This window comes from Mesorhizobium sp. AR07 (assembly GCF_024746815.1).
Taxonomy (GTDB): Bacteria; Pseudomonadota; Alphaproteobacteria; order Rhizobiales; family Rhizobiaceae; genus Mesorhizobium.
In genome coordinates this window covers 1-16,609 of sequence record NZ_CP080529.1, presented here as the reverse complement: position 1 = coordinate 16,609, position 16,609 = coordinate 1, and the positions used below count along the sequence as shown (strand labels likewise).

The 16,609-nt window shown below is 60.5% G+C and carries 10 protein-coding genes and 4 pseudogenes; 8 read left to right on the top strand and 6 right to left on the bottom strand.

From position 1 onward, the window contains the following. Positions 1 to 31: 31 nt before the first annotated feature. Positions 32 to 663, top strand: a pseudogene (gene scpB / locus BPNPMPFG_RS41140) (SMC-Scp complex subunit ScpB); the annotation flags it as partial. Positions 664 to 728: 65 nt separating this feature from the next. Here the strand turns inward: scpB and BPNPMPFG_RS41135 are convergent. Next, on the bottom strand, positions 729 to 1,460 hold the full coding sequence (locus BPNPMPFG_RS41135; RefSeq protein WP_258599339.1) for an AAA family ATPase: 732 nt from the start codon (positions 1,458 to 1,460) through the stop codon (positions 729 to 731). A 532-nt stretch (positions 1,461 to 1,992) separates the two neighbouring features. Here BPNPMPFG_RS41135 and BPNPMPFG_RS41130 point away from each other — a divergent pair. From BPNPMPFG_RS41130 to BPNPMPFG_RS41110, 5 genes and pseudogenes are all read left to right on the top strand, one after another. Continuing rightward, positions 1,993 to 4,179, top strand: a pseudogene (locus tag BPNPMPFG_RS41130) (AMP-binding protein); the annotation flags it as partial. 552 nt (positions 4,180 to 4,731) lie between these two features. Next, entirely contained in the window at positions 4,732 to 5,715 is a 984-nt protein-coding gene (gene nadE, locus BPNPMPFG_RS41125) for an NAD(+) synthase (RefSeq protein ID WP_258599506.1), read from the top strand. A gap of 5 nt (positions 5,716 to 5,720) precedes the next feature. Beyond that, positions 5,721 to 7,742, top strand: a complete 2,022-nt coding sequence (gene asnB / locus BPNPMPFG_RS41120; protein WP_258599338.1) for an asparagine synthase (glutamine-hydrolyzing) — start codon at positions 5,721 to 5,723, stop codon at positions 7,740 to 7,742. Then, the gene (locus tag BPNPMPFG_RS41115) at positions 7,739 to 9,295 is read left to right on the top strand and encodes a class I adenylate-forming enzyme family protein (protein ID WP_258599337.1); all 1,557 of its coding nucleotides are present in this window, start codon (positions 7,739 to 7,741) and stop codon (positions 9,293 to 9,295) included. The genes asnB and BPNPMPFG_RS41115 overlap by 4 nt, the downstream gene beginning before the upstream one ends. Before the next feature lie 56 nt (positions 9,296 to 9,351). Next, the gene (locus BPNPMPFG_RS41110) at positions 9,352 to 9,618 is read left to right on the top strand and encodes an acyl carrier protein (protein WP_258599335.1); all 267 of its coding nucleotides are present in this window, start codon (positions 9,352 to 9,354) and stop codon (positions 9,616 to 9,618) included. A gap of 32 nt (positions 9,619 to 9,650) precedes the next feature. Here the strand turns inward: BPNPMPFG_RS41110 and BPNPMPFG_RS41105 are convergent, their stop codons facing one another. Then, complete coding sequence (locus BPNPMPFG_RS41105; RefSeq protein WP_258599334.1) at positions 9,651 to 10,343, bottom strand: N5-glutamine methyltransferase family protein; 693 nt, start codon at positions 10,341 to 10,343, stop codon at positions 9,651 to 9,653. Between the two features lie 718 nt (positions 10,344 to 11,061). On the opposite strand from BPNPMPFG_RS41105, the pseudogene BPNPMPFG_RS41100 reads away from it, so the two are divergent. Together BPNPMPFG_RS41100 and BPNPMPFG_RS41095 are read left to right on the top strand one after the other, a co-directional pair. Continuing rightward, positions 11,062 to 11,761, top strand: a pseudogene (locus BPNPMPFG_RS41100) (IS6 family transposase). A 52-nt stretch (positions 11,762 to 11,813) separates the two neighbouring features. Further along, positions 11,814 to 12,458, top strand: a pseudogene (locus tag BPNPMPFG_RS41095) (IS91 family transposase); the annotation flags it as partial. 297 nt (positions 12,459 to 12,755) lie between these two features. Here the strand turns inward: BPNPMPFG_RS41095 and BPNPMPFG_RS41090 are convergent. The 4 genes from BPNPMPFG_RS41090 to BPNPMPFG_RS41075 form a co-directional block, all read right to left on the bottom strand. After that, positions 12,756 to 13,505 (bottom strand): hypothetical protein, encoded by a 750-nt coding sequence (locus tag BPNPMPFG_RS41090; protein ID WP_258599333.1) that lies wholly within the window; start codon positions 13,503 to 13,505, stop codon positions 12,756 to 12,758. 30 nt (positions 13,506 to 13,535) lie between these two features. Beyond that, positions 13,536 to 14,054, bottom strand: a complete 519-nt coding sequence (locus BPNPMPFG_RS41085) for a DUF982 domain-containing protein (RefSeq protein WP_258599332.1) — start codon at positions 14,052 to 14,054, stop codon at positions 13,536 to 13,538. A gap of 82 nt (positions 14,055 to 14,136) precedes the next feature. Beyond that, positions 14,137 to 14,976, bottom strand: coding sequence for an FkbM family methyltransferase (locus tag BPNPMPFG_RS41080; RefSeq protein WP_258599331.1), 840 nt, complete (start codon positions 14,974 to 14,976; stop codon positions 14,137 to 14,139). Positions 14,977 to 15,112: 136 nt separating this feature from the next. Further along, positions 15,113 to 16,609 carry a lipopolysaccharide biosynthesis protein gene (locus tag BPNPMPFG_RS41075; protein ID WP_258599330.1) on the bottom strand — a complete coding sequence of 499 codons (1,497 nt, stop codon included), beginning with the start codon at positions 16,607 to 16,609 and terminating at the stop codon, positions 15,113 to 15,115.

The following is a 16,609-nucleotide window of genomic DNA, read 5'->3' as shown; positions in this document are numbered from 1 at the left end:
TCCGAATGGACAACCTCCCGAAAGCTCACACCTAGATCACCTGCCGCCGGAGGCACGCTGGCGCGAGTGGATGAATCGCGTCGAGGCAACCATCTTTGCCGCCAGTGAGCCGGTCACACGTAGTGTGCTCGCGCGTGTGGTTGGCGCAAGTTGCAACATCGACCTTCTCATCGATGACATCCGGGAGGAACTGCGCGGCCGCCCATACGATCTGGTCGCCGTCGCCGGCGGTTTTCGGCATCTGACCCGGCCAGCCTACGCCGACGCCATCCGCGCCGCTGTCGGCGGCAGTGAAAAAGCGGTGGACCTCACGCAGTCCGAAGTGCTGATCCTGATGTGCATCGCCTATTTCCAACCGATCACCCGCGCGGAACTGTCGTCCTTCTTCGGCAAGGAGATCAGCCGTGACCTGATCGGCCGTCTGCGCGGCGCCGGCCTGATCGCTTCCGGCCCGCGCAGTCCGACGCCGGGCGCGCCCTACACCTATGTCACGACGAAAGAATTCCTGCTCGAGTTCGGCCTCGACACGCTACGCGACTTGCCGGATTTCGAGGCGCTGGAAGACGCCGGGCTGCTGTGAAGGAGAAGCTGCTGGCGGGCGACATCATGCCGGGGTTTTCCAACGACGAGGAAGAGCATGCTGGCGTCGCCGGTGACGACTAGCGCCGTGGGGGCCGTGAGCGCCGTCGTGATCAGGTGGCTGATCTAATTTAGAACGTCATTCATGCTCACTCTAGGGCGGTCTCATTAATATGCTCTCCCAAGACGCGCGTGATGACCTTATCGAAATCGTGAGGGTCGGCACCGTTGACTTGTATCAAGGGCCATCCATCCTGGCGCAAGCACTCGCCGATCTCCCTTGAGATATCGGCCTGCTTCAAGCCCCTGTCCACGCCGAGTTCGAACAGGAGGACCTCGAGGAGCGGTTGCTGCGCATGCCGATCCATAAGACGGCGGCGCAATGTCTCCTGTGGCGCATCGATCTGGACAAGGAGGTCTGGTCGCGGCAGGAACGCCAAGCTGTCACGAACCACGTCAATGCTTGGAGTTCGCGCCAGCACAACCAGCGCACACAAAGCCTGGATCAGGCCTTCTTCAAAAATGAAGTAGCCTTCCGATTCCTGCGCTTTACGCCAGGACTCGCACAGTAGAGCGATGTCGACCTTCATGCGCCATGACCATGTGCGGCTTCGTAGAGGGATTGATGCTAGAAGCCGCGCCGCGACACCGTCCTTTGGCAAGGTAGATAGCAAGACAGGACCAGAGGTGGCAATCTTTCTGCCAATACGACCAATGGCATGGCGCGCCTCCGGGCCGTCATCCTGGGTCGACCCATATTCAATCAGGCGATACCCGTTCACTGTCTTCACGTTGATGCCGTGTTTCGCCATCCTCCGGCAGAGGCCGCGAAGAAGCGTGGTCTTGCCTGCGCCAGGCGGCCCAAATAACTCGATGATCATGGCGGAATGCCCAAGCGTCTCCGAGCAAGCTGTCATTTACCTGCGGATCAGAGCTTAGCCGGATTACAAACCACACCAACGTTCATTTGAATGACTGTCCGGATCCGCGGACTCTTGAGAAGGCTATGGGACCTGCCCGACGGGAGCAGCGCCACCTCGATCACGAGTTTGCAGCGTCGAAGACATGTATTCACGCGACACGCTGATGGCGGACGTATCGGATCGAGGCGACGTCGATTGGACTCGCATCGGTACATGGGCAAGATGTTGGCTGGCCTCAGCATATTCTGGAGGCGCCCGCCTCCGGATCAAAAGCTATACCTGCTGCCGGTGGCACGCGGGATTGGCCTTGGGCAAGCGTCTCGCGGTCGGGGGACCTTGGGGCGAACCGGCCGTTGCTGGAAAGGGATTAGAGAACTTCCGGGCAGGGGTGGGAAGCGCTGTCTGGTCAAGATCGAGGCATCATCCGAATGATTGATGAAAAGATTCCAGCGGCGAGCGATGGTCGACATCAACCTTGGCGGGGCTCTGTATGTCTCCGGAGTACTTGCAATCAGAAGCGGCGGATCAAGATCTACAGGCGGATTTTCAACCAGCAGCGTCCTCTAGATGGTCAAACGTCCCTGGATATGCTCTTGACGAGGGCGGCCCTGTCTTGCGCCCCTATCAACGGACGGGCGTCCATTTCGCGAAAATTGCTGTCTTCGATCATCTGAGAAACATCACCGGCCAATATCCCGACAAGCTTGCCATCAGCGACGGCGCCAATCGCCTGACTTACTCTGAGCTTTTTCGGGTTGTCGAGACGCTGTCGCATCGGATCGCTGCTTTCGTCCCCGAAGGACAGGCGATCGGAATCCTTCAGGCCAACTCGGCCTGGTACCCTGTGGCGATGCTGGCGAGCATGGCGGCCGGGAGGCCTTCGGTCCCGCTCAACACTAGAGATCCGAGCTCGCGAATCAATGAGATTGTGGCTGCCGCGCGGCTCTCGGCCATCATCGGCGACCGAGATGTCCGCGCCGCCGGTGTGCCGCAAGCGGTGCGCTGGATCGATGTCGCGACCAGCGTCGCGCCGGGAGGTCAAGGCACGCCTCTGCAACCCCAGCCCTCTTCCGTCTCCGTCGATGCGCCCGCAATCGTGCTCTACACCTCAGGCAGCACCGGCCGTCCAAAGGGCATAGTCAACAGCCAACGCAGCCTGCTGTGGCGGGTCCGGCAATATGTCGACGCGTGCCATATCAACTCGGATGACGTTTTCCTGCCTCTGACCGGGCCGGCCACGATTGCCGGTTGCCGGGAGATTCTTGCCGCGCTGCTGACGGGAGCCACATTGCATCTTCTCGAGGTCGAGGCGGTCGGCTTGCGCGCCGTCCGCGCTCGGGTGCAAGCCGAAGGCGTGACGGTCACCTATCTGGTGCCGGCGCTGCTTCGGGCGCTCCTGGCGGAGGACCCCGCTGACGCCTTCCGGTCACTCAGAGTGGCCCGGATCGGTGGTGAGAAGGTGTCGTGGACCGACATCGCCTTGCTGCGCAAGGCCGTTTCCGACCGCTGCCTGATCCAGATCGGCTACTCGTCAACGGAGACCACCGGCTCGCAATGGTTCTTGCCGCCGAACTGGCCGGAGCAAGGTGCATCGGTTCCGGTCGGCTGGCTGCTTCCCGGAATTGCATTCGCGATTGTCGACGAAGAGGGACGTAGTGTTCAGGCAGGCGAGAGTGGAGAGCTTCTGATCAGAAGCCCCTATGTCCTGCTTGGTCATTGGGAGAACGGTGCCGTCGTTCCCGCGCAACCGGACCCGGACGATCCCGATGTTCGGGTCTTTGCCACGGGTGACCTCGTCCAGCTGGACAATCATGGCCTGCTGCAGGTCATCGGCCGCAAAGGGCGCCAGATCAAGATCAATGGTCGACGCGTCGAGCCCGCCGAGCTCGAACGGGTCCTGCGTTGCGCGCCTTCGGTGGAGGATGCCGTGGCAATCGTGACGGCGGAAAATGAACTCATCGCATTCGCTGTTCCCCAGCGCTCCGCCGGGGCTGCCTTTGCCGACGAGCTCCGCCGGCTTGTCAGAACCACGCTGCCGCCGCCGCTGCGTCCGTTGCGGTTGCACGCGATCGCCGAGATCCCGCGCCTGCTGAGCGGGAAGGTCGATATGGCGACCCTCGCGCAGATGGACATCTCAGACAGAAAGACAGCGCCCGCTGCCCAGCCGCCCGCTGCAGGAAGCGAGCTGAACACCCATCAAATAGTGCAGCATGCGTGGACCAAGGTTCTCAACACGAGCGTTGCCGCGGGACACTGGGATGATGCAGGAGGAGATTCGCTGAAGCTGCTGCATTGCGTCATGGCGATCGAGAGCGCCATCGGGCAAGAGATAGGCCTTGAGGCCTTCACCGTCGGAATGAGCGTCGACGAGATGGTTGAGGCGGTCGTGTCCGCGCAGGCAGGCGAACAGCGCGTGCAGAAGCGCCACCCCCCTGTTCTTTTCCTGTTTCCAGGATCCGTCGGCTATGGCCCCAGCCTTGCTGCGTTCGCAGCCGCCATGAGCAAAGTCGCCAGGGTGAGCCCCATCAGGTATCCTGCCCTTACTGCGATATTGGGCGGACAGAACACTCTCGCCGCCATGGCTGTCGCCGCACTCGAGCAGATCAGCCGCGCCCAACCTGCCGGTCCCGTACGACTTCTCGGGCATTCGCTTGGTGGCGCGGTTGCTTTCGAGGTTGCGGCACGGCTTCTGGCCGCGGGGCGATCGGTAAAGTTCCTGGGCGTCCTCGATACGAGCCTTCTGGCCGAGCCGAGCGATCATTGGGAGACGCTTTCCCGCACATTCCATCGCATCCGGACCAATCGCATATCCGCCTACCGAATGGCTTGCCGCGCCCTTGCGAAAATCACCGTTGCAATGGGCTGCGAGGCGTATCTCGCCAGGATCCTCGACCGCTACGCCCAGGGACAGTTCAACGCGACGAGCTTCAGAACCAAACTGGAATTGCAGGAGGTCTTGCGGGCGCGGTCCTTCTTCAAGTGGCTGGCAGAGCCGAAGCCCGCTCTGCCGATCGCCGGCACCCTGTTCCGATGTCGTCGGGAGGGAATGCCTCTGGCCTTGGGCTGGGATAGCGCTTTGGCACACGTGGTATGTGGTTGCGATCATGGGCAACCACATCGACCTGGTCGTAGAGCCTCATCTCGCCATCAACCGTCCGCTCATCGAGAAGGCCGTGGTGCAAACCTACTCGCCAGCCGAGTCTCGCAAAAGGGAGGATCTGTCATCGACGTGATTTCGGGATTCAGCAAGGACGTGCTGGTGGTCGATGCTCGTGCGGAGGTCGATCGCATCGTTGACACCTCGCGCGAGCAGGTTCTTGGCGCGCTCCGTCGCCGCGGCGTGGTTGTCGGCCTTTCCGGGGGCATCGACAGCTCCGTCGTCGCGGCCTTGTGCACACGCGCGTTCGGGAAGGACAAGGTCCTGGGACTGTTCATGCCGGAGCGCGATTCCTCCGGTGACTCGCTAAGGCTTGGCCGCCGTGTCGCGGCACAGCTTGGCATTGACAACGTCCTGGAGGACATAGCACCGGCTCTGGAGGCCATCGGCGCCTACCGCCGTCAGATCGAAGCGATCCAAACCGTCGTTCCCGACTATGGGGACGGCTGGAAATGCAAGCTGGTGCTCGCGTCTGTTCTCGAGAGCAACGGCCTCAACATCACTCGGCTCACGGTCCAGGATCCAGAGGGCAAGGTCGACACGGTGCGGCTGTCGCCTGCGGCCTATCTGCAGATTGTCGCTGCAACCAACTACAAGCAGCGCCTGCGCAAGATGACTGAATACTACCACGCGGACCGCCTCAAATACGCGGTGGCGGGGACACCAAACCGCCTGGAGTACGACCAGGGCTTTTTCGTCAAGCAGGGCGACGGAATTGCCGACCTGATGCCGATCGTTCACCTTTACAAAACCCAGGTTTATCAACTGGCGGAATATCTCGGGGTGGACGAGGAAATCCGGCGGCGGCCGCCGACCACCGACACATTCTCCATGGCGCAGAGCCAGGAGGAATTCTATTTCGCGCTGCCTTATCATCTGATGGATCTGTGCCTCTACGGCTTGAACCACGGGATCTCGGCCGATGAGGTCGCGGCGGTTGCCGGCCTCACCGAGGCCCAGCTTCAGAAAGTCTTCAAGGACATCGACGCCAAACGGCGTGCCGCGCACTATCTTCACGCGCGGCCTTTGCTGTCCGCCGCAATGGCCGAGGACTGACCGGGATGTGCGGCATCGCTGGAATCGTGTCGCTGAGCGCCGCCGCGGCTCCTCCTTCGCGCGAAGCGTTGATGCGCATGGTGGGCACGCTCGTGCATCGCGGCCCGGACCAGCGCGGCCTGTACCGGGACAAACGTGCGGGACTGGCGCATGCCCGTCTGTCCGTCGTCGATCTTTCCAACGGCCAGCAGCCTCTTGCGGACACCGGCGACACGACCTGGATCGTGTTCAACGGCGAGATATTCAACTATTTCGAGCTGCGGGAAAAACTGGTCGCGCTCGGCCACAGTTTCCGCACCCGCAGCGACACAGAGGTCGCCATCCATGCCTATCGTGCGTGGGGCGAAGCTGCCTTCGAGCGGATGAACGGCCAATGGGCAATCGCAATCTGGGACTCAATAGCGGGTCGTCTCGTATTGTCGCGCGATCGGTTCGGCATTTGCCCCCTGCATTTCTGCGAGCACGCGGGCCGCCTTTATTTCGCCAGCGAAGTGAAGGCCATTTTCGCGGCCGATGCGGCCATACCCCGCGCCTTTGATCCAGCCGGCATCGATCAGACTTTCACGCTCTGGACAGTCGTTCCACCGCAAGGCGTATTTCAGGGGATCAAGGAACTCGTGCCAGGGCATGTCCGCACTTACGACAATGGCACCGTTCGCGAGCAGGCCTTCTGGAAGCCTCGCTATCCCGAAGGTCCCGGACCGCGCCACGGCGAATTCACCGGGTCGCGCAACGACGCGGCGGACGAGGTGCGTAGCGCCCTTGAGGCCGCGACGGCGCTCAGGATAGTGCGCGCGGACGTCCCGGTCGGCTGTTACCTGTCCGGCGGGCTGGACAGTTCGCTGGTGGCGACACTGGGAAGGCGCTTCGCCGGCGAGCGCTTCCAGACCTTCTCCTTGCGTTTTGCCGACGCCGAATATGACGAGACCCGCTTCCAGCGCCTGGTTGCCGAGGCGACCGGCAGTGAGCACCATGAAGTGGTGGTTTCGCGCAGCGATATCGCCGGAATTTTTCCGGAGGTGATCTACCACACCGAGCGTCCAATCCTCAGGACGGCCCCGGCGCCGCTGTTCCTGCTCTCGGGACTGGTGCGCGAGCGTGGCATCAAGGTCGTGCTGACCGGCGAGGGGGCTGACGAAATGTTCGCTGGCTACGACCTGTTCCGCGAAGGCAAGGTCCGCCGGTTCTGGGGGCGCCAGCCGGCATCGACACGACGCTCGCGGCTCCTCGAACGCCTTTACCCCTATCTCACCCGCTCGCCGGTGCATCAGCAAGCGATGGCGCGCCAGTTCTTCGGACGCGATATCCAGGCCTACGACGCGCCCGGCTTTGCCCATGACACCCGCTGGCGCACCACCAGCGCCATCAAGCGATTGTTTTCCGCGGACATGCGCGCCGAGTCCGAGCACCGCAATGCGGGGTCGGAGCTGCTCGCCCGCCTGCCTGCAGAGTTTTCGCGATGGAGCTCTCTTGCGCAGGACCAGTATCTCGAGGTCCAGACGTTGATGACCGGATATCTGCTTTCCTCGCAAGGGGACAGGATGCTGATGGCTCACTCCGTGGAGGGGCGCTTCCCGTTCCTGGACGATGAACTTGTGACGCTCGCGAATTCGCTTCCAGCTGCCTACAAGCTGCGCGTCCTCGACGAGAAGCACGTGCTGAAGCGCGTGGCGGAACCGATCGTCCCGTCGGAAATAGTAACGCGCAAGAAGCAGCCATTCCGGGCGCCCAACGCGCTTTGCTTCGTCGCCGACGACGCACCGGCCTACATTCGCGAAGCGCTTTCGGAGACGGCGCTACGCGAGGCGAATGTCTTCGATCCGAAGTCGGTCGCGCGCTTGCTCGGCAAGTGCCAGGCCAGGACCGGCGACGGAGATCTGTCCAACGCCGACAACATGGCGCTGGTCGGCGTGCTGTCGACCCAGCTCCTTCACCAACAGTTTGTCGCGAGCCGTCCCAGCGGGGCTCGCCCGGTTGAGCTCAGCGTCGACGTCGACCGCGAGCATCGGGAAGAGGTACTTGCATGATGCATGGCGCCGTACCGCTGCTGCACGACTACCTCACCCACTCCGCCAGCCGGCTCGGCGGCAAGGTGGCGCTGGTGTGCGGCAAGCAACGTGTCACCTATGGTGAGCTAGAAGCGCGCTCCGATGCAATCGCGCAGCATCTGGCCGCAGCCGGGGTCGTACGCGGCGATCGGGTGATCATCTTCGCCGACAACACCGTCGAGACGGTGGTCAGCTTCTGGGCGGTGCTCAAGGCGAATGCCGTGGTGTGCATCGTCAACCCGCTCACCAAAAGCGACAAGCTTGATTATCTGCTCAACGACTGCCGGCCGACGGCGCTGATCACGGACGGTCATCTGCACTCGATCTTCCGCGAGCCGGCTCGCAACTGCCCGTCACTGCTCCGGATGATCGTTTCCGGGTCGATCGACGACGCCGAGTTGGCTGGATTGCCGCATGCCGTGCGCTGGGACACGGCGGTCGCCACCGGCAGCTGCGCACCGCCGGCGCGCCGCTGCATCGATATCGATCTTGCCGCCATCATCTACACGTCCGGCTCGACAGGCGAACCCAAGGGCGTGATGCTGACGCACAGGAACATGATGACCGCGTGCACGTCTATCGCCTCGTACCTTGAGCTTGGCGAAGACGAGGTGATCCTCAATGTCCTGCCCCTCGCTTTCGACTACGGTCTGTACCAGATGATCATGGCGTTTCGCACCGGCGCCCGGCTGGTGCTCGAACGCTCGTTCGCCTTCCCGGCGCAGATCCTTGGGCTGATCAGGCAAGAGAGGGTTACGGGTTTTCCCGGCGTGCCGACCATCTTTGCGGCACTCTCTGAACTCAAATCCCTGAAAGATCAGGATTTCTCAAGCATTCGCTACGTCACCAACACTGCGGCAGCCTTGCCGCTCAAGCACATTCTCATGCTCCAGGAGCTGTTTTCGGGCGCACGCATCTATTCCATGTACGGCCTCACCGAATGCAAGCGATGCACCTATCTGCCGCCGGAGGATCTCGAGCGAAAGCCGTTGAGCGTCGGGATCGCCATTCCGAACACGGAAATGTGGATTGTCGACGAGGATGACAGCCGGGTCGGCCCCGGAGTCGTTGGCCAGCTCGTCATTCGCGGAGCAACGGTGATGAAGGGCTATTGGGCCAAGCCGGAGGCGACGGCCAGGAAGCTCAAACCCGGCCCGCTACCGGGCGAGCAGGTCTTGTACACCGGCGACTACTGCCGGATGGACACGGAAGGTTACCTCTACTTCGTTGGCCGTGGTGACGAGATCATAAAATCGCGAGGCGAGAAGGTGGCGCCGAAGGAGGTGGAGAACGTGCTTATGGATATTCCGGGGGTCCGGGAAGCGGCGGTCATCGGTGTTCCGGACGAACTCCTCGGGCAGGCGGTGAAGGCGTTTGTCGTGATGGAGCATGGAAGAACCATCGGCGAAAAGCAATTGCAGAAGGAGTGCCAGAAACGACTGGAAAACTTCATGGTTCCGAAGTCCATCGTCGTCGTGGCCAGCCTGCCGATGACAGACACGGGCAAACTCAAGAAAACGGCCCTGTCATGAGGCGGGCTCTTGGACGAAGTCGCTAAATTTTTGGTGTCGCAACGGAGGGCGAATTCATGTTGACTACTAAGGGCCGCACCGAAACCTACAGCGAGCAAATTCGCGATTTCCTGGTTTCGAATTTCTACGTAAGCGACACGAAGGCATTGGTGAGCGACACGTCCTTGCTCGATCAAGGCATCGTCGACTCTACGGGGGTGCTTGAGATTATCGGCTTTATCGAGGAGACCTTTGGCATCACCGTCGAAGATAGCGAACTCTTGCCTGAAAACCTCGATTCCATTGAGGGGATTGCCCAATACGTCATCCGCAAAATGAACTGATTGTCGGCGTAAAGCCTAGTTTTCCGCCCGGCTCATGCCTGCGCCTTTGCTTGTCCCAGAACCACCCGGCCCTGGCCGGCTTCGTTCGAGATAGCGCGGATGTTCTCGTATGCCTTGCTGCGCTCCAGCAGACCCAGCACCTGCCGGTCCTGGCCAAGGCCGACCTCGAAGAGCAGGATGCCGCCAGGCCGCAAGTATCGCGGCGCGTCTTTCACCACCCGCATATGGATGCTAAGGCCGTAAGGGCCGGCTGCGAACGCTTCACGCGGCTCAAGCTCGATCAGATGCGCGCGGTCGCTCTCAAGCCGCTTTTCCGAAATGTAGGGCGGATTGCAGACGACTACGTCGATCGTCCCGTCAAGCCTCAGGCCGGAGAGAGCGTCGAACAAGTCGCCCTGAAGCACCGAAACGCGGTCAGCCATGCCGTGATGGGCGGCGTTACGGCGTGACGCTTCGACGCATTCATCGGTGAGGTCGCTCGCCCAGACACGTGCGGTGGGGACGTGGTGGGCTATGCCACACGCCAGATTGCCAGTGCCGCAGCACATGTCGACTATGCGCGGCGCCGGCAGGTTCATGAGATGCAAAACACTAAGAGCCGTCATGCCGAGCAACTCCGTCTCTGGCCGGGGGACGAGCGCACCGGGCGCGACGAGCAGCTCAAGTCCCATGAAGATGGCGCGGCCCGTGCCATAAGCGTTGGCAACACTGAACTCTTTGCTCACGGCGAACCCGCTTTCTTGATCTTCCCAGTATAGGTGTTCGGCATTTGTGCGCCAGTCAAACCTACTCCGGAACCATGAATCTCGAGCCTTTCCCTCGAAACCGAGGCGCAGAGGACGCGGTAAACGGGACTGCCGTCGCTCCTCGGTTGACCGCAGTCGGCGACAATGAACACCGCCGAAGGCAAAATCGAGACATTCGCGTGGTTGGCCGACTGCGTGAACACCAAGGTACGTACGACCACCGATAAGGTCGGCCGTGATCGATTGCAAAGAGAAAGGCTACTGATTGGGCCGACCGTGAACAGGCGCCGGCAGGCGTACGAAAGTCCCCGAGGAACGAACGTGCGGGCCACGGGCGATTGCTATGGGGATTTCGGATTTCGGCTGGTTTCGGGGACGGCGTGACCGCCGTCGGGAAGCGCCGGGATTGATGCACACGGACCGCCTCGTCTTCCGGCCGTGCGGCATCGTCGGCTCGGCGTGCGGTCGGACGCAGCCCTGTCGACGCCGATGATCACCATGGACGCGCGTGGGTTCGTTGCCGGAGGCTGAGTGCCTGCGCCTGAAGGCTGGAACAAGCCATGCCGGGTCATGGGGTGCGCGGCGACAAACAGGGTGAGATTCGGCGACAAACAGGATGGGAGGTGGCGTCGCCTTAACGAATAGATGCCGCTCGGCATGATATTTGAAGGCCATGAACAGGTTTCCGACCAACAGCATGGTACAACGCTACAAGCGCCACCGCTTCCCAGCCGAGATCATTGCCCATGCGGTATGGCTGTATCATCGGTTTCCGCTGAGCCTGCGTCACGTCGAGGATCTTCTCGCCGAGCGCGGCATCGATGTCTCGTTTCAAACTGTCTCGGAATGGGCTTCCAAATTCGGTCGCAATTTGCCCACCATCTTCAGCGGCGATCGCGAGGCAGCTTTGCCGACAAGTGGCATTTCGACGAAATGGTCGTCTCCATCAAGGGAAACAAATACTGGATCTGGCGCGCCGTCGATGCCGATGGTTATGTTCTCGATGCCCTTCTGCAAAGCCGACGCAACAAGAACGCCGCTCTTCGGCTGATGCGAAAGTTGTTGAAAAGCCAAGGCGTCACGCCGCGTGTCATGATCACCGACAAAGCTCCGCTCATACTCTGCAGCAAAGGCCGAATTGATGCGGGGCGTTGAGCATCGTTCGCACAAAGGCCAACAATCGAGCTGAGAATTCCCATCTGGCTATGCGACGATGAGAGCGAGGCACGATGCGGTTCAAGTCGGCTCGACAATGCCAGCGTTTCGTTTCAATCCACAGCCAAATCGCCAACCTCTTCCATCTCCATCGCAAACATCTCACAGCTGCCGATCGTCGCGAACTTCGTGCCGCAGCCATGGTGGCCTGGAGCGAAATCACGTTGTCGACTGCCTCATGAAAGCCGCTCAGCCATCCCTTCTGCGTCGCAGGCAATTAAGGCGACACCACCGATCGCCTGCAAGCCCGGCTTCTTCCTCCCGGTCCGGGTGCTCTCACGCCTGTTCCGACGATTGTTTCTGGAGCATCTGAAGAAAGCCTTCGACGCCGACCAGTTGCAGTTCTTCTCTGGCTTGCAGGCCCTGAGCGAGCGCGACGCCTTCCTGCGCACTCTCGCACTCCTTCGAAAGGCCGAGTGGGTGGTCTACGCCAAGCCGCCCTTTGCCGGGCCGGAGCAGGTCCTCGACTACGTTGGCCGCTGCACGCATCGGGTCGCCATCTCCAACAACCGCCTCATCGACATCGAGGATGGCGCCGTTCGTTTCCGACGGAAGGACTATCGGCACGACAATCGGCAAAAGGTCATGACCGTCTCGGCCGACGAGTTCATCCGCCGCTTCCTGCCCGAGGGCTTTCCTCGCATCCGCTATTACGGCTTTCTCGGCAATCGCTACTGGGCGCAAAAGCTCGCCCACTGCCACGACCTGCTGGTTCCCGAGCCGTCGGACAGCCGATCCGCAAAGGACTACCGCGACCGCTACGAGGATATCACCGGGCATTCCCTCAGACAATGCCCGGCCTGTCATCATGGGCAGATGATCATTATCGAGACATTCGACGGCGTCACTGCACGCCCGCCATACCAGGATACGTCATGAAGCAGGGGCGTCGCCTTCCTTGTCATCAGCATCGCGCCGGCCCGCTCGGAAGCCAAACTGAGCCGGTCCGCAAAAGTGTGCGCCGTCATCACTGGCAACCTCTCCCAGGCAGGGCGCGGCGCCGATCCTCACATGCCGGAACCGATATCCGTGCCGCTTTCGGCGCACGCCACGCCTTCAATCGCCGCGTCCCATAGCGGCCACCCTTGCCGGCGGCTTAGTCCAACACGTTTTTAGCTCACCGTCGCGATCCACCCCAGCGCGCTCTCGCCAGCCGCCTTTCAGCGCGACGCCAAGCTAAAAACGCTCTGCATTGTGTTGAAGGAAGAAGGCTTGCAGTGCGGGTGAGTTTCCAAGCGCGGTGTCGCCTTGCTGAGAACCCCAAGCGTACGCATAATCGAAGGCAGGTGACTGAACCAGCGTGGCCCAATGATCGACCATTGTCTGCATCTGCGACGTGGTGGGAACGACATATTGGCCGCCCGTATCGGTCGTAAATTTGCCGCCTCCAAACGTCTGATAGACCGGGACGATCTGGCTGACTGGGACACCCGACGCCACAGCGGCGGCCACGGTTCTGTCGATCATGTTGTAATCGACCGTGCTTGTTCCCGTCCGCACCGGATAGGGATCGAGTCCGTAGTAGTCGATATGGCTGTTGGCAGGATTGTAGGTATTCGAAAAATCCGGATTCGCGGAAGAACCCACGTCCATCATGGTGATGAAGGTCTTGGCGCCTGGCACATGGGAATGGATCCAGTCGGACTCCGCCTTCAGGTTCGCGGCGGTTGCGTAGGTACCCCATTTGCCGGTGGGATCCGGCTCGTCGGCAAGGAAGAAGCCAAACAGCTTCGGTTTGCCAAGGAAGGGAGTGACTTTCTGGATGAAGGACGATGATGCCCCATTGACCTCGTTGAGCCAGACCAAGCCCTTCATGCCGGCCGGTAGAGCGTTGAGCTGCTCGACGGATTGAACGTCAACCAGATTGAATCCGGCGGTTGCGACTTCAGCGGCTGATCCACCTGATGCATAATGGAGGGTTGCCATGCGAATTTCCTCGTCTGATTCGGTAGCGCCCTATTCCTGTCTACTAAAACCGGCAGCGCGCGATTTCCCAAGGTACAGCTGCTGCACAGCAGTGATAGACAGCTGACTTTCAACGGTAGAAGCTCGCGCGACCGAGACCACAATACCATCAGGCTCATTACACACTGGAAAGATGCGCTGAGATCCTAGCGTGTCGACATTCACTGATCGACCGCCAAATCCGTTAAGAATATCAATGATGATGTAAGCCTCGCGTTCCGAAACGCCACTGAGTACTGTCCCGGACAGCATCGCCGGTTCGTCGGCGTCGTTGTCCCATACCACCCAGCCGCCGGATGGTTCTGGAAAACACTCGAAGTGCTCATCTTTCTGCCGTTCGAGTGCGCCAAGGCAGGCGTTGCGGGCATCCACATGTTTCTGACTGGTGGCGGAGAGCCAACGAATCGGAAGGATGTGGGCAGCTTGGGCGACACGCTGGACAGAATAGGTCGTTCTCCTGGAATTCCCCAGTGCGACCCGAACCGGTTTGCCGAAACGCTGGCGTTGCATACTACCCCCTAGCCCGACATGATCCAAATCTTGACGAAGGATTTGGCAAACCAACCGACGCATATCCGTCCTATGACAGACGCTAAATCCATCTGCTGAAGCGTGTGCCCGCATCGAGGAAAGCACGGATCATTTTGCGTTCCACGGCGCGTTTCTTTCGTCTCTCAGAATTCCTCATGTAGAGAGAATGGAATTCCACATATGCGGCATAGAGATCACGATGGATCCCGGACCTGATCATGTCATCAAGGATCTCGTACTCTGCCCCTTCGACATCGAGTTTGAGAACGACAACGTCGTATAGATCACTCTTCGCCCGGATCATCTGCGATAGCGAAAACGTTTCAACAAGGTCCCGCGCAAATCGCTGCGATCGATACAAGCTTTCGTTGTGTATAGGGACAATCGAGCAACCTTCATGGGTAGGTTCCGGCCGGTCTGAAGGGGGACCCAATAGTTCGGCATAACCATCTTTGACGCTTGCCGCCTTGGCGACGATCTCCATCGTCAGTTTTTCTGAGCGCAAAGCATGAAGGTGCGGGAGGCAATTCATGTTGGGTTCGATTAGAACGTAATCGTAGCGGTCGGGCGTGTAGTATCGAGAAAAGAATTTGTATCCCTGGCCGATGTTTGAACCGCAATCGATAAACAATCCGCGTCTTTTCGTTGCCGTATCGAGTTTAGACAATGCCTGTCTTGCATCGGCCGCAACGCGACGACGGAGCCATTGCGACCTAAGCGGTTCGCTCAGCGATAAGGCCGACAGCTGCAGGAATCGACCAAGCCCTTCGCTTCTCAAGACGCCTGCTGATCGCTGGAAGTTTCCGACGACCCTTGTACCCAGTCGCGCCACCAGCTGCGTTGCGGCAGTGAGCATCCACATTCCCCAATGTCCGTTTGCTGCCGCCAGCGGAATTGACAAGTGCGAGCGCTTTCCCCATAGCCCGGTAAGAAACATCGCCTGTTTCAGTCCGATTACTAAACGCCGAGAAAAGAACTCGCATCACGCGAACGAATGACAATCATACGCGGTTTGCGCGTAGCATTGCGCCAGGAAATCAGCGCGGATCCGCACGCATTCTCAAACGCCACATCGATCCTGGAAGAATCCCTAGGCGCAAATGGACATAGACTGCCTGAGCGACACTCCAGATCACCATCATCGCGCTGGTGACAATGGCTGCCCCGACTGCGCCGTACATCGCGATACCGACGACACAACCGAGGACATTCAACGTTGCAACGACAGACATCAGTATGGCGGCGGCGCGTTCATGGCCCGTCATAATCATGAGTTGCTGCTGAGGCCCGGTTGCGGCTACCAATAGCTGTCCGATCACCAGAAGCCGAGTAATCTGTACGCCGGAGGCGAATTCGCCGCCAAACGCACGCAACAGCGGCTCCGTAAACACAAGCAGGGGGAGCGCCAGCGCCGCGCCACCAGCAAAAGACAATACGGTGGCCCTACCGAACAGTGCCTGAAGGGCGGCCGAATCCTTGCGCGCAAACAGGCGCGAGATAGCGGGACCGAAAGCCGTGCTGACGGCAACCCGCGGCAGAGTAAGCAGCATCGCCATGCTCGATCCGACCGCGAATATACCGGCGCCCTTTATGACCCCGCTCCATCCCAACAACATCACTCCCGTGCGGCCCATCAGGATGTCCACGAACGTCATGATCGTGATTGGAAGAAGGGAAGGCCACCAGTCCTGGAGCGCATAGGCCGGCTGCACGGAACTCAGGTCAGCGGGCCAAAGGCGCCGGACGTTCACACCCGTTATGAAGACTGCGACGGCTGAACTCACCAGCAGCGTCCACATCCCAATCGTCGCGTCCATGTGCCACGGCGTCAAAAAAGCTGCCAGGCCGAGGAGCGCAAGCACAAGTCCGTCCCGGACAATGCGCTCGGGAAGGAGTGACGAAACAACTCCTCCAAAGGCGCGGACAATGCCGGCGCCGGCGAGGTAGATCGTGATCAAGGGAAGCGTTGCCATGCCTATCAACATGCTGGTGGCAAGTTCCGGATCCAAATTGCGAGGCGATCCCGTCACGATCAGTGCGCCAACGATCGCGACTAGAAACGCCGCAGCGACGCTTGCCTTGAACCCAAACTGGATGAAGCCGAGCGCCATCGGAAATTGGTTCGTCGCCTCATAAGCTGGCACGAACCGCAAGACTGACACGTGAAACCCGAGAGTCGAACCGTAGGACAGGAGTGTGATCCAGGCGAACGCGTAGGTGTAGATGCCATAGCTCACGACGCCCACCAGACGGGCAATGACGAGCTGGGCCGCGAAGGTCAACGCGGCACCTCCGGCATAGATGAACAGAGCCCAAACGCTCGCGTGAGACAGACGCCGGGTCAACCCACCGGAGCTCTCTTCGGACTTTAGTGGCTCGCCCAGCGGCCGGAGGGTCGTCTTGAGCCCGATGACTTCTGGACCGGGCTTGTCAATTGCCGTTGCGCCATTGATGGAGCTCGCTGGGGCGCTGCTGTCGCGGCCGCGTTCCAGCAGCGGCGTTTCCCTCGCGAATTTGCTAGATTGCCCGTCCAC

What these genes read in the sequence shown, in the direction of transcription:
- BPNPMPFG_RS41135 (WP_258599339.1), bottom strand. Translation starts at nt 1,460, where the DNA reads ATGATCATCGAGTTATTTGGGCCGCCTGGCGCAGGCAAGACCACGCTT.
- asnB (WP_258599338.1), top strand. Translation starts at nt 5,721, where the DNA reads ATGTGCGGCATCGCTGGAATCGTGTCGCTGAGCGCCGCCGCGGCTCCT.
- BPNPMPFG_RS41115 (WP_258599337.1), top strand. Translation starts at nt 7,739, where the DNA reads ATGATGCATGGCGCCGTACCGCTGCTGCACGACTACCTCACCCACTCC.
- BPNPMPFG_RS41110 (WP_258599335.1), top strand. Translation starts at nt 9,352, where the DNA reads ATGTTGACTACTAAGGGCCGCACCGAAACCTACAGCGAGCAAATTCGC.
- BPNPMPFG_RS41090 (WP_258599333.1), bottom strand. Translation starts at nt 13,505, where the DNA reads ATGGCAACCCTCCATTATGCATCAGGTGGATCAGCCGCTGAAGTCGCA.
- BPNPMPFG_RS41085 (WP_258599332.1), bottom strand. Translation starts at nt 14,054, where the DNA reads ATGCAACGCCAGCGTTTCGGCAAACCGGTTCGGGTCGCACTGGGGAAT.